Annotated in this window: 11 protein-coding genes; 9 read left to right on the top strand and 2 right to left on the bottom strand. The window is 73.9% G+C overall.

Going from position 1 to position 16,833, the window contains the following annotated elements:
• Positions 1-71: 71 nt before the first annotated feature.
• The 7 genes from AVL61_RS08705 (at position 72) to AVL61_RS08735 (ending at position 12,411) form a co-directional block, all read left to right on the top strand.
• Complete coding sequence (locus tag AVL61_RS08705; RefSeq protein ID WP_231738335.1) at positions 72-1,982, top strand: pyruvate kinase; 1,911 nt, start codon at positions 72-74, stop codon at positions 1,980-1,982.
• Positions 1,983-2,013: 31 nt separating this feature from the next.
• Positions 2,014-2,988, top strand: a complete 975-nt coding sequence (locus tag AVL61_RS08710; protein ID WP_058873957.1) for an acyl-CoA thioesterase — start codon at positions 2,014-2,016, stop codon at positions 2,986-2,988.
• Positions 2,989-3,094: 106 nt separating this feature from the next.
• Complete coding sequence (locus AVL61_RS08715) at positions 3,095-3,913, top strand: hypothetical protein (RefSeq protein WP_058873958.1); 819 nt, start codon at positions 3,095-3,097, stop codon at positions 3,911-3,913.
• A gap of 167 nt (positions 3,914-4,080) precedes the next feature.
• A complete protein-coding gene (locus AVL61_RS08720) occupies positions 4,081-5,148 on the top strand; it encodes a glycerophosphodiester phosphodiesterase (protein WP_082697041.1) in 1,068 nt (355 codons plus the stop codon).
• A gap of 150 nt (positions 5,149-5,298) precedes the next feature.
• The gene (locus tag AVL61_RS08725) at positions 5,299-6,207 is read left to right on the top strand and encodes an FAD:protein FMN transferase (protein WP_058873959.1); all 909 of its coding nucleotides are present in this window, start codon (positions 5,299-5,301) and stop codon (positions 6,205-6,207) included.
• A gap of 22 nt (positions 6,208-6,229) precedes the next feature.
• Positions 6,230-7,900 (top strand): FAD-dependent oxidoreductase, encoded by a 1,671-nt coding sequence (locus tag AVL61_RS08730; RefSeq protein WP_058873960.1) that lies wholly within the window; start codon positions 6,230-6,232, stop codon positions 7,898-7,900.
• 443 nt (positions 7,901-8,343) lie between these two features.
• The gene (locus AVL61_RS08735; RefSeq protein ID WP_231738337.1) at positions 8,344-12,411 is read left to right on the top strand and encodes a Pls/PosA family non-ribosomal peptide synthetase; all 4,068 of its coding nucleotides are present in this window, start codon (positions 8,344-8,346) and stop codon (positions 12,409-12,411) included.
• A gap of 220 nt (positions 12,412-12,631) precedes the next feature.
• On the opposite strand, the gene AVL61_RS08740 is transcribed toward AVL61_RS08735, so the two are convergent.
• The gene (locus AVL61_RS08740; protein ID WP_058873961.1) at positions 12,632-13,339 is read right to left on the bottom strand and encodes an AfsR/SARP family transcriptional regulator; all 708 of its coding nucleotides are present in this window, start codon (positions 13,337-13,339) and stop codon (positions 12,632-12,634) included.
• Positions 13,340-13,665: 326 nt separating this feature from the next.
• Here AVL61_RS08740 and AVL61_RS08745 point away from each other — a divergent pair, with 326 nt between their 5' ends.
• Entirely contained in the window at positions 13,666-13,929 is a 264-nt protein-coding gene (locus AVL61_RS08745) for a hypothetical protein (RefSeq protein ID WP_058873962.1), read from the top strand.
• A gap of 98 nt (positions 13,930-14,027) precedes the next feature.
• On the opposite strand, the gene purB is transcribed toward AVL61_RS08745, so the two are convergent.
• Complete coding sequence (gene purB / locus AVL61_RS08750; protein ID WP_058873963.1) at positions 14,028-15,455, bottom strand: adenylosuccinate lyase; 1,428 nt, start codon at positions 15,453-15,455, stop codon at positions 14,028-14,030.
• A 166-nt stretch (positions 15,456-15,621) separates the two neighbouring features.
• Here purB and AVL61_RS08755 point away from each other — a divergent pair, with 166 nt between their 5' ends.
• Positions 15,622-16,785, top strand: coding sequence for a histidinol-phosphate transaminase (locus tag AVL61_RS08755; protein WP_058873996.1), 1,164 nt, complete (start codon positions 15,622-15,624; stop codon positions 16,783-16,785).
• Positions 16,786-16,833: the final 48 nt, after the last annotated feature.

The following is a 16,833-nucleotide window of genomic DNA, read 5'->3' on the forward strand; positions in this document are numbered from 1 at the left end:
CCTCGCGTTCAGCCGCTGTTCGCCCGGGCCGACTACGGTCGGCGCTGACAGGGCAGCGGACGAGGAGGATCATGGGGAGTCAGCGGACCGACGGCGGCCGCGACCGGGCGGACCCCGCCCGCGGCCACGGGGAGGAGCACGGCATGGTCAGCACGAGCACCCGCCAGGAGCGCGCCGCGGAGCTGCTCGACCGCGTCCTCGCCCTGGCCGACGTGGTGGTCCGGGCCCGCCGCGCGGCCGTGCCGCAGCTCGAGCGCGTGAACCCCCGGCACCGCCGCTCCGCGCTGAACCTCGTGGACTACGTGGCCGTGCGCAGCCAGGACGTGCGGGACCTGCAGCGGGACCTGAGCGGCCTGGGCGTGTCCTCCCTGGGCCGGATGGAGGCGGGCGTCATGAGCCACCTGGACGCCGTGCTGGAGACCCTGCGGGTGCTCGCCGGCCGGGCGGCGGAGGACGTCGAGGTGCCCGGGGCCGGCCCGGAGCCCGACGGGCCCGGCCTGCCCGGTGCGGAGATCCTGCGCCGCAACACCGCCGCGCTGCTCGGTCCCGGCCGGGACGGGCGCAGCACCCGGATCATGGTCACCTTCCCGTCGGAGGCCGCCGGGGACCCCCGGCTCGTCGAGGACATGGTCCGCGCCGGGATGGACGTCGCCCGGATCAACTGCGCGCACGACGGCCCCGAGCAGTGGGCGGCCATGCTGGAGCACGTCCGCGCGGCCGAGCAGGCCCTGGGCCGGGAGGTCCGCGTGGCCATGGACCTCGCGGGACCGAAGCTGCGCACCGGGCCGATCGAGCCCGGCCCGCAGGTCGAGAAGATCAAGCCCGTCCGGGACAGCAGCGGCCGGGTGACCACCCCGGCCCGGCTGTGGCTGGGCGAGGCGGACCCCGGGATCGACGACGACGCCCCGGCCGTGCCCGTGGCCGACGCCGCCTGGACCGCGGCCCGCACCCCGGGAGAGCGGCTGCGGCTCAAGGACGCGCGCGGCTCCGGGCGGACCCTGCGGGTGCTCGAGGCCACGGGGCCCGGCGTGCTGGTCGAGTGCTCCAAGACCGTGTACTTCGCCACGGGACTGGCCGTCGGCGCCGAGGACGGCACGGAGGGCGTGCTCGGCGAGCTCCCCGCCGTCGAGCAGTCCCTGCGCGTGCGCGCGGGGGACACCGTGGTGCTGACCCGCGACCTCACGCCCGCCCCGGTCCGGGCCGAGGGCCCCTACCGGATCGGCTGCTCCCTGCCCGAGGTGTTCACGGACGCCCGGGAGGGCCAGCCCGCCTGGATCGACGACGGGAAGATCCGCTGCCGGATCACCGCGGTGGGGCCCGACGAGATCACGCTGGAGGTGCTGCAGGCCGGCCCCGACGGCACCAAGCTCAAGGCGGGGAAGGGCATCAACCTGCCCGAGACGGACCTGCGCGTCTCCGCGCTCACCGACGAGGACCGGTCCCACCTGCCGTTCGTGGCCGAGCACGCCGACATCGTCAACATGTCCTTCGTGCGCTCGCGGGAGGACGTGGCGGACCTGCTGCGGGAGCTCGAGCGGATCGGCAACACCGCTCTGGACGTGACCCTGAAGATCGAGACCGTGGGCGGCTTCGAGTCCCTGCCCCCCATGCTCCTCGAGGCCATGCGGTGGCAGGACGTGGGCGTCATGATCGCCCGCGGGGACCTCGCGGTCGAGACCGGGTTCGAGCGGATGGCCGAGGTGCAGGAGGAGATCCTGTGGCTGTGCGAGGCGGGGCACGTGCCGGTCGTCTGGGCCACCCAGGTCCTCGAGTCCCTCGCCAAGAAGGGCCTGCCCTCCCGGGCCGAGGTCACGGACGCGGCGATGGGCCAGCGCGCGGAGTGCGTCATGCTCAACAAGGGCCCGTTCGTGGTGGACGCCATCGAGGCCCTCGACGACATCCTGGTGCGGATGGAGGGGCACACCCGCAAGAAGTCGGACATGCTCCGCCGGCTCAACGCGTGGGCGCCGCTCGTGGAGTGAGCGCCGCCGTGAGCCGTGCCACACTGGGGGCATGGCCGCACGCGACACCGCTGTTCTCCGCTTCCTCGCCGCCCCGACCGACGCCGGGCGCACCGGCACCGTGGACGGCGGGCGCGTCCTCGAGTGGATCGACAAGGCCGCGTACGCGTGCGCCGTGGGCTGGTCCCGGGCCTACTGCGTCACGGCGTACGTGGGCAACATCCACTTCGACCGCCCGGTGTGCGTGGGGGACATGGTGGAGGTCTCCGCCAAGATCGTGCACACCGGCCGGTCCTCGATGCACATCCGGGTGGAGGTGGCCTCGGCGGACCCCCGCGAGCACGGGGTGACGCTCAAGGACACGTGCTTGATCATCATGGTCGCGGTGGACGGGGACGGCCGGCCCACCCCCGTCCCGCAGTGGGCCCCCGAGACCGAGTACGAACGGCAGCAGTCGGCGATCACGCAGCGGCGGGTCGAGCTGCGCAACAGCATCGAGGCGCTCATGGCCGAGCAGCGCTACACGGACGAGGGCACGGCCGAGGAGACGGTGCTGCGCTTCCTCGCCGCGCCCACGGACATCAACTGGGGCGGGAAGGTGCACGGCGGCACGGCCATGCGCTGGATCGACGAGGCCGCGTACGTGTGCGGAGCCCGGTGGGCGGGCCGCCCGGTCATCGCCGTCTACGCCGGGGGCGTCCGGTTCTACCGGCCCATGCACATCGGCCACCTCGTGGAGGTCCGGGCCCGGCTCATCCACACCGCGGCCCGCGGTCTGCACATCTCCGTCAACTGCTGGTCCGGGGACCCCGCCACCGGCGAGCTCGTGCTGACGACCAACTGCCTCATGGTCATGGTCGCCCTCGACGAGCAGGGGCACGCCCTGCCGGCCCGGCAGTGGGAGCCGGTCAGCCAGGAGGACCGGGACCTGGACGCGTTCGCCCGCGAGCTGGTGCGGCTGCGCGCCGAGTTCCCGGACTCGTTCCAGAAGGTCGACCCCTCCGTCTCCCGGCTGCCCGGGAGCTGACCGGGCCCCGCCCTCCGCCGTCGGCGAATCCCGGGACCCCATCAGCCTGCTGTGCATATAGTGGCTCCAGACCCGCCGTCCCGGCACCCCACAAGGAGAGCACGCCATGGACCTGAACCCCCTGAACAACGCGTTCGACGACGAGGGCAAGCCCAAGCCCGCCATGAACAAGCTCCTCGACACCGTGCTGCGCGTGCAGCGGCCCGTGGTCCTGAGCTTCGTCCAGAAGGAGCGCGCCGAGCACCCGGACGAGACGCCCGAGCAGATCGCCAAGCGGCTCGAGAAGTTCTACGTCCGCTCCGTGACGCTGGGCGGCGGGGCCGTCGGCGCCACCGCGGTGGTCCCCGGCATCGGCACCGTCGCCTCCCTGGGGCTGTCCTCCTTCGCGGTGGTCGGCTACCTCGAGGCCACCGCCCTGTACGCCCAGGCGATCGCCGAGCTGCACGGGGTGCACACCGAGGACCCGGAGAAGACCCGCACCATGGTCATGGCCCTCATGCTCGGCGAGGACGGGCGCCAGGTGATGAACCAGATCCTGGCCAGCGGCACCAAGGGCAAGGGCATGATGTCCTCCTGGGGCATCATGATGGGCAAGGACGACGCCAAGACCTTCGACGTCAGCCGGATCATCCGCAACATGTTCGTCAAGCGCTTCCTGCTCAAGCAGACGGGGGCCGTGTTCGGCCGTGCCCTGCCGTTCGGCGTGGGCGCGGTCGTCGGCGGGGGAGCGAACCTGGCGATGTCCAAGCAGGTCATCGCCGCGACCCACGAGGCGTTCGGGCCGCTGCCCACGACGTTCCCCGCCGAGCTCGGCCTCGAGGAGCGGGCCCCCCGGTTCGACGACCGGAAGGGCCGCCGGAGCAAGCGGGACCGGAAGCCGGACACGGTGGCCGCGGCCCACGGCGAGATCACCGGCGAGCAGTAGGTCCCGCGCCGCGCCTGCCCGCCGCACCACGACGCCCCGCCCCGTGCGGGGCGTCGTCGTCGTTCACGACAGCTCCGCCGGGGCGTGGTCCGGCGTTCACCGCGTCTCCCTAGCCTGGTGCGTGAAGCGGGGCCCACCGCGCCCCGACCGACAGTCGAGGGAGCGCCGTGCGGCCGATCGTCTACGCCCACCGGGGAGCCAGCGCGGCCTTCCCGGAGCACACGCGGGCCGCCTACGTGCAGGCGCTGCTGGACGGCGCCGACGGCGTGGAGTGCGACGTCCACCTCAGCCGCGACGGCCATCTCGTCCTGCACCACGACGCCCAGCTGGGCCGCACCAGCGACGGCCGGGGCCCGGTGTCCGCCCGCACGCTGGCCGAGCTGCGGCGGCTCGACTGGACCTCGTGGAAGGGCACGCGCATCCCGCCCGGCCACGGCGCGCCGGACCGCCAGCTGCTGACCCTGCCGGAGCTCCTAGACCTGCTGCGGGGCGCGGGCCGGCCCGTGGGCCTGGCGGTGGAGACGAAGCACCCCAGCCCGTACGGGCACCGGCTCGAGGAGGAGGTCCTGGGCCTGCTGATGCGGGAGGGCTGGGACCCCGAGACCGGGCGGCTGGAGAACGTCACGGTCTCGCTCATGAGCTTCCACCCCGACGCCGTCCGGCACTTCCTGGAGACGGTGCCCGCCCGGCACGTGTGCCAGCTGGTGGGGACGACCACCCGCGGCACGGTCCGGGAGAGCCTGCGCGTGGCCCGCGCGGCCGCGGCGGTCCTGCACGCCGGCCTGCGTCTCGTGGTGCCGCCGGCGCTGCCCGTGATCTCGGCGGGCCTCGTGGACCTGGTGGGCCCGGGCCTGGACCTCGTCCGGGACCGCCCCGAGCTGGTGCGGCAGTGGCGGGCCGAGGACCGCGTGCTGCGCGTCTGGACGGTCGACACCGAGCGGGACGTGGACCTGTGCCGCGCGCTCGGCGTCCAGCAGCTCACCACGAACCGGCCGGCCGACGTGCTGCGCTGGGCCGCAGCGCCGGCCGGGGTTGCCCGCGCGGTCCCGGCCGGGATCCCGCCGGTCCTCCCGACCGGCCTACCGCCGGTCCTCCCGCCGGTCCTCCCGATCGGCCTCCCGCCCGGCCTCCCGACCGGTGGGAGGACCGGCGCGGGAACCGGTGCGGAGACCGGTGCGCCCGTTCCCGTCGCCGCCGCGGGCCGGTCGCGGTCCGCAGCCGCGACGGCCGGATGACGACCGGATGACGGCGGGATGACAGCCGGGTCACGGCCGGTCACGTTCCCGCCCGCCGGCACCCCGCGCGCGTATGCTCGTCAGCACCTGCCCGCTGCTCCTCCCACCACCGCGCGTCTCTCCCTCCCCCCCCACCGCCAGGAGACGGTCATGCCCACCCCGATCCCGCCCCGCGCCCCGGGTGCCGGGGCCGTGCGCGCCCCCGCCCCTGACCTCCAGGCCGAGGCCCTCCGGCTGGCCGAGCGCGTGCGCCGCGAGGTCGCCCGGGCCGTGGACCCTGAGCGCATCGACTCGGAGCTGTCCCTGCTCAACCGGTTCGCCGAGCACGGGGACGTCGACGTGGTCGTCGGGCCCGTCCTGGCCGAGCTCGTCGCCGCCGCCCTGCTGACCGCCCGCCTCACGAGCGGGCTCGTCGACCCCACCACCGGGGCGGCGGCCTGGCGGGCCCTGGACGGGCTCGCCCCGCGCCCGGCGCCCGGGATCGGGCGCCTCGAGCTGGACGTGCCCACGCGGCGGCTGCGCATGGGCCGCGGCACCGTCCTGGACCTCGCGGCGGTCGCCGCCGCGTGGACGGCGGACCGCACGGTCCAGGCCTTCGCGCAAGAGCACCCTGGTCACGCGCTGGTCGCCGAGGCCGGCGGAGCGTGCGCCGTGGGCGGACCGCTCGAGGAGGCCGCCGCCCTGGTCGCGGCGGCGCCGACGGCCCGCACGGCGCGGCCCGCGGGTCCCGGCGCCGGGGTGGAGCCCGGGGTGCGGGCGGCCCTCGTCCGGAGCGGCCGGCGGGGCCTCGCCGTGGTCGAGCGCTCCGTGGGCGTCCTGGTCGACCCGGTGAGCGGAGCCGCCGCGGAGAGTCCGTGGGACCGGGTCGTCGTCGCCGCGCCGAGCGCCGTGGAGGCCCAGGCCTACGCCCGCGCCGCGCACGTGCTCGGCCGGGACGCCCCAGGCTGGGTCGCGGCGTGCGGCGCCGACGGCGAGTTCACCGGGACCCGGCCCGGCAGCACCCTCCGGCGCCGGCTCAGGACGCCGGGCTGGCCGGGGCGGGGCCGCGCGGCCGCCTGAGCGGCGCCGGTAGCATGAGCCCATGAGAATCGTCATCGTGGGCGGCGTCGCCGGAGGAATGTCCGCGGCCACCCGTCTGCGCCGACTGCTGGAGGACGCCGAGATCACGGTGTACGAGCGCAGCGGCCACGTGTCCTTCGCCAACTGCGGACTGCCCTACCACGTGGGCGGCGTGATCGAGGAGCGTTCCGCGCTGCTCCTGCAGACCCCGGAGTCCCTCGGCGCCCGCTTCGGCCTCGACGTGCGCGTGGGGCACGAGGTCGTCGACGTCGACCGGGAGCGGCACGTGCTGCGGGTCCGGGACCTCGCCTCGGGCCGGGAGGAGGAGCGGGGCTACGACGCCCTCGTCCTCTCCCCGGGAGCCGTCCCCGTCCGCCCGCCCGTGCCCGGCATGGAGCGCGCCCTCGTGCTGCGCGACATCGAGGACACCGACGCGGTCGTGGCGGCGGCCGGGGGCGCCCGCTCCGCCGTGGTCGTCGGCGGCGGCTACGTCGGCCTCGAAGTCGCGGAGAACCTCGTCCACCGCGGCCTGCAGGTCTCCCTCGTCGAGGCCGCGCCGCAGGTCATGGCCCCGCTCGACCCCGAGATGGTCGAGCCCGTGCACACCCTGATGCGCGAGCGCGGGCTGGACCTGCGGCTGGGGACCACGGTCACCGAGGTGGGGGAGCGCACCCTGACGCTCGACGACGGCACGGAGCTGCCGGCCGACGTGGTCCTCGCCGCGGTCGGCGTCCGCCCGGACAGCACGCTCGCCAGGGCGGCGGGCCTGGAGATCGGGGAGCGCGGCGGCATCGTCGTCGACGAGCACATGCGCACCTCCGACCCGGACGTCTACGCCGTGGGGGACGCGGTGGAGAAGCGCGACGCCCTCGACGGCTCCGCCACGCTCGTCGCCCTGGCCAACACGGCCAACCTCCAGGGCCGGCTCGTCGCCGACGTCATCGCCGGCATGGACGTGTCCGACCGGCCGGTGCTGGGCACGTCCGTGGTCGGGGTCTTCGGCCTCACGGTCGCGGCCACGGGCTGGAACGAGAAGCGGCTGCGCGCCGCGGGCCGACCCTACCGGACCGTCCACACGCACCCGGCGAACCACGCCGGCTACTACCCCGGGGCGGAGGGGATGGCCCTGAAGCTGCTCGTGGACCCGGAGGACGACGCGATCCTCGGCGCCCAGGGGGTGGGCGGGGCGGGTGTGGACAAGCGCATCGACGTCATCGCCACGGCCATCACCGGCGGGATCCCGGCGGCCGGACTCGCCGAGCTCGAGCTCGCCTACTCCCCGCTCTACGGCTCCGCGAAGGACCCCGTGAACATGCTCGGCTACATCGACCGCAACCACCGGGACGGGCTCGTCGAGACCGTCCAGTGGCACGAGCTGGACGACCGCCTCGCCGCCGGTGCGACCCTGCTGGACGTCCGCACCCCGGGCGAGCACGCGTCGATGCCGATCCCCGGCGGGATCAACATCGAGCTGGACCGGCTCCGGGACCGCCTCGACGAGCTGCCGGAGGGCGAGATCGTGGTGCACTGCCAGGCCGGCCTGCGCGGCTACCTCGCCGCCCGCGTCCTGGCCCAGCACGGCCGAGACGTCGTGAACCTCGACGGCGGCTACCTCACCTGGGCGTCCCGGCCGGACCGTGCCGCGACGACCCCGTCCGGCGACGACGAGGACCGGGGCTCCCCGGCCGGCTGAGCGGCGCCGCGCCGCGCGCCGGACGCACGAGGCCCCCGGCGGGGACAGGACCGGACGGTTCCTGCTCCCGCCCGGGGGCCTCGTGCGTGCGGGGGCCGTCCGGCGGGCGTTCACGAAAAGTAACACGGGGAATTCCTCCGTCCCCCGAACCGTGGCCGGGCCGGGGGCTCCGGCGCTCCGCCGCCGGCCCAACCGCCGGCCCCGATCCAGGAACCCCGCGATTGCAGTCGAAAACGTCTCGTTGAGCGAGACGAGGCCCTGTGACCTTCACCACCGGAAACCGACCGGGTGGTCGGCATCGCCCCTGGCGGCTCGGGCGGCAAACGCATCGATAACGGCGGAATAACGGCAGCGTGACGGATCCGTGAGGAGGTCATAACACCCCCTTCCGTAGAACGGACGTGCCGGTGACACCGGTGTCCGTGCATCGAAAGGAGTTGGACATGACCTCAGTGCCACATCGCTCTTCCCGCCGCGACAAGGCCGCGGCGGCAGAGCGAGTGCTGTGGGACGAGGCCGCTGCGACAGGAGGTCCCGCCGCCGCGCTCCCCTGGACCGAGCCCTCCCGCCGAGGCGCCCGGAGCGCGGAGACGAAGCCCACCCGGCTGCACCACTTCTTCGAGCGCAGCTGCGATCTCACTCCCGATGCGCAGGCGCTGCACGCCGACGGCCGGGCCTACACCTACGCGGAGCTCGACGAGCTCGCCAACCGGCTGGCCCACCTGATCGCCGGCTACGGCCTGAGCGCGGGGGACCGCGTCGGGATCCTGCTGCAGCGCTCCACGATGCTCTACGCGTCCCTCCTGGCGATCCTCAAGACGGGCGCCACCTTCGTCCCGATCGACCCGAACCTGCCCGCGGACCGCGTGCAGTTCATCGCCGAGGACTCGGACCTGTCCCTCATGCTGACCTCCGCCGAGTTCGTGGCCGTGGTCGAGGACGCACCCGCCGACGTCGTCGACGTCGGCCGGATCGGCGAGCGGCTCGAGGAGGCGCCCGCGCACCGCCCGGCGGTCCGCCACGAGGGCGACCCCACGTGCTACATCATCTACACCTCGGGCTCGACCGGCCGCCCCAAGGGTGTCGAGATCGCGCACTCGAGCATCTGCAACTTCATCGAGATCGTCCCCGAGGTCTACGACGTCCGGTCCGAGGACCGCGTCTACCAGGGGATGACCATCGCGTTCGACTTCTCCATCGAGGAGATCTGGCCAACCTGGGCCGTGGGCGCCTCCCTGGTGGCCGGCCCCACCGACGACTCCCGCCTGGGACAGGGGCTCGCCGAGTTCCTGCAGCGCATGGAGATCTCCGTGCTCTACTGCGTGCCGACCGTGCTGGCCACCCTGGAGCACGACCTGCCCCGCATCCGCAGCATCCTGGTCGGCGGTGAGGCCTGCCCCGCCGATCTCGTGGAGCGGTGGTCCACGCCCGAGCGGCGGATGCTCAACACCTACGGCCCGACCGAGGGCACCGTGACGGCCACGTGGGGCGAGCTGGCCCCCGGCCGGCCCGTGACCATCGGCAAGCCCCTGCCCACCTACGAGGTGCGGATCCTCGACGAGGAGATGAACGAGGTCCCCGACGGCGAGCCGGGCGAGATCTGCATCGCCGGCCCGGGCGTGGCCCGCGGCTACGTGAACCTGCCGCACGTCACCGAGGAGCGGTTCCGGCCGCACCCGGACGGGCCCCGGGCCGGGCGGATCTACCGCACCGGCGACCTGGGCCGGTTCATGCCCGACGGCGAGATCGAGTACCTCGGCCGCGCCGACAGCGAGGTGAAGATCCGCGGTCACCGCGCGGACCTGCAGGAGATCGAGAACGTGCTGCGCCGGGAGGACGCGGTGGCCGACGCCGCCGTGAAGCTCGTCTCCGGCGGCGACGACGTCGCGGCGTTCCTCACCCTGCGCGCCCCGGTGCGCGACGAGCGCGCCCTCTTCGAGCTGCTGCACGACTCCGTGGTCGCGGCGCTGCCGCCGTACATGGTGCCGTCCTTCTACGAGATCCTGCCCGCGATGCCGATGATGGTCAGCGGCAAGGTGGACCGGAAGAACCTGCCGGACCCCAGCACGCCCCGCTTCGTGACGACGATGGGCCTGGTCCCGCCGGAGACGCAGACCGAGTGGGGGATCACGGAGGTGTGGTCGAAGGTCTTCCGGATCCCCGAGGACCAGCTCTCCGTGGAGGCCGACTTCTTCATGGAGCTCGGCGGGCACTCCCTGCTCGCCGCGACCGCCACGTCCGAGCTGCGCCGGGCGCACCCGGACCAGGACATCTCCATCGCGGACATCTACACCTACCCCACCGTCCGGGACCTGGCGCGGCACCTGGACGCCGCCCCGGCGGCCGTGCCGGCCGTGGCCGCCCCGGACGACCGGCCCGCGCCGTTGCACCACACCAGCGGCCGGGTGGCGCTGTGCGGCATCGCGCAGGTGACCACGCTGGTCCTGGCGGCCATGCTCGTCGGCTCCCCGCTCGCCGCGGTGCTGTACTCCTACGGCGGGCAGTTCAGCTACGCCCTGATGTGGGACATGCTCCTGGTGGGCGTCCTGGTCTCGGTGCTCGCCCGCTTCTTCCTGCCGTTCCTCGGCTCCCGGGTGCTGGGCCGCCTCGTCAGACCCGGCCACCACGCCCTCTGGGGCCGGCAGTACTTCCTGCTGTGGTGCATCGACGGCCTCACCCGGCTCTCGCCGCTCAGCCTCCTGACCGGCACCCCGCTGGCCGCCGTGTACCTGCGCCTGCTGGGCGCGAAGATCGGCCCGGACGCCCACGTGGGCACCGCCGCCATCGGGCTGCCCTCGCTCGTCACCATCGGCTCCCGGGCCAGCATCGGCTACAACTCCTCCGTGCAGACCGCCCAGGTCGAGGAGGGGTGGGTGACCATCGCGCCGGTGCACATCGGCGAGGACGCCTTCGTGGGGGCCAACGCCCTGCTGCAGCCGGGCGCCCGGATCGAGGACGGCGCCCGCCTGGGCGAGCAGTCCCTGGCCTCCCGCAACCAGTCGATCCCCGCCGGCGAGCACTGGCTGGGCTCCCCGGCCCGGCCCGGTGACGGCGACGACGAGCTGCTCGAGCGGATGGAGCGGCGCCCGCTGCCCAGCGGCCGCTGGCCCGCCCCGCTCGCGGCGGGGCTGCTCCTGGGCTGGATGGTCCTCGAGGTCATGCCCTTCGTCCTGGTGCTCCCGTCCTTCCTCATGATCTGGGTCGCGGCCCTCGAGTTCGGTCTGCCGGTGGGGCTCGCCCTCACCCCGGCGGTCGGCATCGTCTACGTGCTCACGGTCTGCGCCGTGGTCGCGATCGGCCGCAAGCTCGTCCTGCGCCGGACGCCCACCGGCATCCACGCCGTGCGCAGCGGGCTGGGCGTGCGCAAGTGGATGGCCGACCAGCTGCTCTCCACCAGCCTGGAGAGCACGAACGCCCTGTACGCCACGATGTACACCGTGCCCTGGCTGCGCGCCCTGGGCGCCAAGGTCGGCCCGCGCTCCGAGGTCTCCACGGTCGGGCACATCGACCCGGACCTCCTCACCCTCGGCGAGGGCAGCTTCGTCGCGGACATGGCCAGCGTCGGCAGCGCCGTCTACCACCACGGCCACCTCTACATGGAGCGCACCGTGGTGGGCGACCGCTCGTTCGTGGGCAACGCGGCGTTCGTGCCCTCGGGCACGCGGATGGGCGAGGGCTCCCTGGTGGGCGTCGCCTCCGTGCCGCCGGCCGACGTGCCGGACGGCACGTCCTGGCTGGGCTCGCCCGCCATGTTCCTGCCGCGGCGGCAGGACAGCGGCAACTACGACGAGAGCCTCACCTTCCGGCCCTCGCGCAGCAAGGTGGCGGCCCGCCTCGTCATCGAGGCGCTGCGCATCACCGTCCCGCCGGCGCTGATCGGCCTGATCGGCTACCTGGGCCTGCTCGCGTCCGTGGCCCTGGTGCCCGAGCTGACGCTGCTCGGCTTCGTCGCCGTGCTGCCGCTCATCGCGCTGGCCACCGGCCTGACCGTGGTCCTCGCCGTCGTCGTCCTGAAGTGGGCGATCGTGGGCCGGTACCGCCAGCGCGTCGAGCCGCTGTGGGACAACTTCGTCCGGCGCAGCGAGTTCGTCACCGGCGTGTACGAGTCCGCGGCGGTCCCCGCCCTCATCGGCGGCCTCGTGGGCACGCCCCTCATCGGGCCGGTCCTGCGCCTGTTCGGCGCGCAGATCGGGAAGCGGACCTACATCGGCACCACGTACCTGACCGAGTTCGACCTCGTCCACATCGGCGACGACGCCGCCGTCTCGACGGACGTGTCGCTGCAGACGCACCTCTTCGAGGACCGCGTGATGAAGATGTCCCACGTGGAGATCCTGCCCGGGGCCAGTGTCGGCGCGCGCTCGATCGTGCTGTACGACACGACCGTGGGCGCAGGCGCCTCGGTGGACGCGCTGTCGCTCGTGATGAAGGGCGAGCAGCTGCTGCCCCACACCACCTGGCGCGGCATCCCGGTGCGCTCGGCGGCGCCCGCGGTGACCTCGGGACGATGACCCGGTCATGAACAGCCAGGAGGTGTCCCCGCGTCCCGCCAGCGGGCCGCGGGGACACCGTCCCTCCGCCGGCCGGAACTCCGCCGTCGGGAGCGCTCCGGGCGGGACCGCTCCGCGCGGGACGGTTCCGCGCGGGACGGTTCCGGGCGGGGCTGCTCGGGAGGGTGCTGCTCCGGGCGCGGCTGTCGCTCCGGGCGGGAGCGCTCCGGGTGCCGGGTCCTCAGGCGCTGCGGATGTGGCCCATCAGCTGGGTGATCTGGGGGGAGGGCGGCGCTCCGAGCTCGTCGGCCATCGTGCTGCAGAAGCTGCGGAAGGTCTGCAGGGCGGGGGCGTTGTTGCCCAGGCCCAGGTCCGCCTCGATCGACACGCGGACCGCGCTCTCGCGGAGGGGGTCCATGGCCCGGACGTTGTCGGCGAGCACGTGGGCCCGGTAGAAGTCGCCGTGCTCCAGGGAGAGCCGGGCGAGATGCTCCACGGCGTTGACGTACAGCGTCCGCAGGCGGTCCTGCTCGGCCATCACCCAGGCGTCGTACCAGCCGGGCAGCAGCTGGGCGCCGTCGGGGGACAGGAACCAGGGGTCCTCCGCCACGGGCGCCGTGGCGGAGGCCGCCCGGTGCAGGGACTCGCGCAGCTCGTGCAGGTCCACGGTGACCGGCTCCGCGAGCGCGATGTTGTTGCCGCGGGTCCCGACGGCCCCGGGGACCTGGCGCGCGAGGTTGAAGACGGTGGTGCGCAGGCTCCCCATGGCGCGCTCAGCGGTCCGGTCGGGCCACAGCAGCTCGCCGAGGAAGCGGCGGGGCTTGGGGCCGAGGACGGCGAGCGCGGCCAGCAGGCGCTGCTGCCGGTGGCCCAGGGCCAGCACGGTCCCGTCGAGCTCCACCTCGACGTTGCCGAGCAGCCGCAGCCTGATCGAGTGTTCCCCATCCATTGTCATGATCCCCCGATGTCATGATCACAGTTCCCCGGTGCGCCCGGGCCGGCCTTCCCCCGAAGGCCGTGGTCCGAGCACCGCCCTCTCCGGTCCCGCGGACCCGGATCCAGGTCCGCCGCGAGAGAGGGTTCAGGCACCGATGATCCCGGGCGACGGGCTGTGAGTCAAAAGCGAACGCCGGAAGGGCGTCAAAAGCAAACAGAATTCGCGACGGCCGCCGCGCGACCCCCGTCGAGGGTGGCGCGCAGGCCCGGACAGTGGTATAAGGCAGTTCCCCGCCGCCGGTGGCGCCGGGCGGGGGCACGAGCTCAGGAGTTCTTCCGATGACCGACCAGCGACCCGTCACGGGCGTCCGCACGGACCCCCTCGGGAACATCGTCGCCCTGTGCAATCCCGCCGAGGTGTGGTCCCCGCGGTCGACCACCCGGATCATCCGGGACATCGAGAGCGGGGTCCACCTCTACTACGTCCCGGGGTCCTCGGGACAGCTGCGGGTCCGCGTGGTCTCCGCCGGGTGCGAGAAGCGGCTGTGGGCCGCCCCGGAGGACACCGTCTGCAACAACCTGCACGACCTCCCGTCCGTCTGAACCGCGGCAGGGCCTGGGCCGTGCGGCACGGACCGCACGGCCCGTCCCCCGGGGGCGCGGGGCGCGCGCCCGCCCCGGCGCCCCCGAGCGGCGCCGGCTCACAGGAAGCGGACGAGCTCCGCCGCGACGCCCGTGTAGGTGGCCGGGGTCAGCCCGGACAGCCGCCGCTCCGCGGCCGGGGACAGGCCCAGGCCCGCCACGAACTCCTGGAGCCGCTCGGCGTCCACGCGCCGGCCACGGGTCAGGTCCTTGAGCCGCTCGTAGGGGTTGTCCATGCCCTCGACGCCGGCGATGGCCTCGGCGCGCATGACCATCTGGACCGCCTCCGCGAGGACCTCCCAGTTCGCGTCGAGATCGGCGGCCAGGGCCTCCTCCGCCACGTCCAGGCGGGCCAGTCCCTTGCTCACGTTGGAGACCGCGAGCAGGGAGTGCCCGAAGGCCACCCCGATGTTGCGCTGGGACGAGGAGTCCGTGAGGTCGCGCTGCCACCGGGACGTCACCAGCGTGGCGCCGAGGACGTCCAGCAGGGCGTTGGAGAGCTCGAGGTTCGCCTCGGCGTTCTCGAAGCGGATGGGGTTGACCTTGTGGGGCATGGTGGAGGAGCCCGTGGCGCCCTCCACCGGGATCTGCTGGAAGTAGCCGATCGAGATGTAGGACCACACGTCGGTGCAGAAGTTGTGCAGGATCCGGTTGAACCGGGCGAGGTCGGCGTAGAGCTCGGCCTGCCAGTCGTGGGACTCGATCTGGGTGGTCAGCGGGTTCCAGGACAGTCCCAGGCCCTCCACGAAGCTGCGCGAGACCTCCGTCCAGTCCGCGTCCGGGACGGACGCGTAGTGGGCGGCGTAGGTGCCCGTGGCGCCGTTGATCTTCCCCAGGTACTCCGTGCGCTCGATCCGGGTCAGCTGGCGGCCCAGGCGGTGGGCGACCACCGCCATCTCCTTGCCCAGGGTGGTGGGCGTGGCGGGCTGGCCGTGGGTCCGGGAGAGCATGGGCGTCTCCGCCGCGGACTCGGCCAGCGCCGCGACGTCGGCCACGAGCGCCCGGGCGGCGGGCAGCCACACGTCGGTCGTGGCGTCCTTGATCCCGAGGGCCCAGGCCAGGTTGTTGATGTCCTCGGAGGTGCAGCCGAAGTGCACGAGGGGGACGAGGTGCTCCAGCCCCAGGGCGGGCAGCCGGCGGCCGATGTAGTACTCCACGGCCTTGACGTCGTGGACCGTCACGGCCTCGATCTCCGCGAGCTCCGCGATCGAGGCGGTGTCGAAGTCCGTGACGATCCGGCGCAGCCCGGCGGTCTGCTCCGCGGTCAGGGGCGCCAGGCCCGGCAGTACTGAACGCTCGGCGAGGTGGACGAACCACTCCACCTCCACGTGCACGCGGTTGCGGTTGAGGGCGGCCTCGGAGAGGTGGTCGACCAGCGGGGCGGCCACCGGCTGGTAGCGGCCGTCGAGCGGTCCCAGCGCGACGGGCGGGACGGCGGCGGCGAGCGCCGCGCGCCCTGAGGACAGGATGCGATCGGTGTTGGGCATGGGCACATTCTCCCACGGCCCGCGGCCCCGCCCCGGCGGACGATTTGTCGTCCGCCGCCAACTTTCCCGGGACCCGGTTGTAGCTTTCGCGCCGAAAACCACCGGGTCGTCCGGAGGGGCGTCATCCGTCCGGGACCCCCGGGGAGCGGGGGATAGCATGACCTCCATGAGTACCAGCGACGCTACCCGCACCCTGGCCGGCTCCGCCCCGGCCTCGGGCCCGACCACCGCCACCACCTCGGCGGTCCGGCCGCGCCCCGCTCTGTCCCGGCTTCCCCGCTACGCCGCCGGCAAGCCCCCGGTCGTGGTGGACGGACTCGTCTCCTACAAGCTGTCCTCCAACGAGAACCCGTTCGGGCCCGTGCCCGCCGTCAAGGAGGTCCTGGCCGACTGGGACGCGGTGCACCGCTATCCCGAGACGACCTCCGCGGAGCTGCGGGAGGTCCTCGGCGAGTTCCTGGGCGTGCCCGCCGAGGACATCGTCACCGGCGCCGGGAGCCTCGGCGCGCTCAACCAGCTGCTGGGCGCCTTCGTGGGCACCGGCGAGGACGGCACCCCGGACGAGGTGGTGCACGCGTGGCGCTCCTTCGAGGCCTACCCCATCAGCATCGGGCTCTCCGGGGGGCTGGGCGTGCCGGTCCCGAACCGCCGGGACGGCTCCCACGACCTCGAGGCCATGGCCGCCGCGGTCACCGAGCGGACGAAGGTCGTGCTGCTGTGCACGCCGAACAACCCGACGGGTCCCAGCCTCACCACCGCGCAGGTCGAGGAGTTCCTCGCCGCCGTGCCGCGCGACGTGGTGGTGGTGATCGACGAGGCGTACCAGGAGTTCCAGCGCCGCGACGACCTGGTGAACGGCATCGACCTCTACCGGCAGCACCCCAACGTCGTCGTGCTGCGGACGTTCTCCAAGGCCCACGGTCTCGCCGGCCTCCGGATCGGCTACTCCGTGGCGGGCCAGGGCATCACCCAGTACCTGCGCCAGGCGTCCCCCGCGTTCTCCGTGACCGACCTCGCCCAGCGCGCGGCGATCGCCTCCGTGCGCCACTACGACCAGGTGGCCGAGCGCGTCCAGCGGGTCGTCGACGAGCGGGAGCGGGTCCTCGCCGGGCTCGACGAGCTCGGCTGGCCGTACCCCGAGACGCAGGCCAACTTCGTGTGGCTGAACCTGGGGGAGCACAGCGGCGGCTTCGCCGAGCTGTGCGACGCCCACGCGCTGTCCGTGCGCCGCTTCGGCGCCGAGGGCGTGCGCGTGACGATCGGGGAGCCGGAGGCCAACACCCGGTTCCTGGAGCTGTGCGCGCAGTTCCCCCACCCGCCCGTGCTCTGAGCCGCGGCCCCGCCGGCCCGGCTCCCTCCCGAGCAACCCGAAAGGACG

It is taken from the genome of Kocuria rosea subsp. polaris, from assembly GCF_001483755.1.
GTDB classification, from domain to species: domain Bacteria; phylum Actinomycetota; class Actinomycetes; order Actinomycetales; family Micrococcaceae; genus Kocuria; species Kocuria cellulosilytica.

Bases quoted from the DNA above. Each gene is read 5' to 3' on its own strand.
- AVL61_RS08705 (WP_231738335.1), top strand. From the start codon at position 72: ATGGGGAGTCAGCGGACCGACGGCGGCCGCGACCGGGCGGACCCCGCC.
- AVL61_RS08710 (WP_058873957.1), top strand. From the start codon at position 2,014: ATGGCCGCACGCGACACCGCTGTTCTCCGCTTCCTCGCCGCCCCGACC.
- AVL61_RS08715 (WP_058873958.1), top strand. From the start codon at position 3,095: ATGGACCTGAACCCCCTGAACAACGCGTTCGACGACGAGGGCAAGCCC.
- AVL61_RS08725 (WP_058873959.1), top strand. From the start codon at position 5,299: ATGCCCACCCCGATCCCGCCCCGCGCCCCGGGTGCCGGGGCCGTGCGC.
- AVL61_RS08730 (WP_058873960.1), top strand. From the start codon at position 6,230: ATGAGAATCGTCATCGTGGGCGGCGTCGCCGGAGGAATGTCCGCGGCC.
- AVL61_RS08735 (WP_231738337.1), top strand. From the start codon at position 8,344: ATGACCTCAGTGCCACATCGCTCTTCCCGCCGCGACAAGGCCGCGGCG.
- AVL61_RS08740 (WP_058873961.1), bottom strand. From the start codon at position 13,339: ATGGATGGGGAACACTCGATCAGGCTGCGGCTGCTCGGCAACGTCGAG.
- AVL61_RS08745 (WP_058873962.1), top strand. From the start codon at position 13,666: ATGACCGACCAGCGACCCGTCACGGGCGTCCGCACGGACCCCCTCGGG.
- purB (WP_058873963.1), bottom strand. From the start codon at position 15,455: ATGCCCAACACCGATCGCATCCTGTCCTCAGGGCGCGCGGCGCTCGCC.
- AVL61_RS08755 (WP_058873996.1), top strand. From the start codon at position 15,622: ATGAGTACCAGCGACGCTACCCGCACCCTGGCCGGCTCCGCCCCGGCC.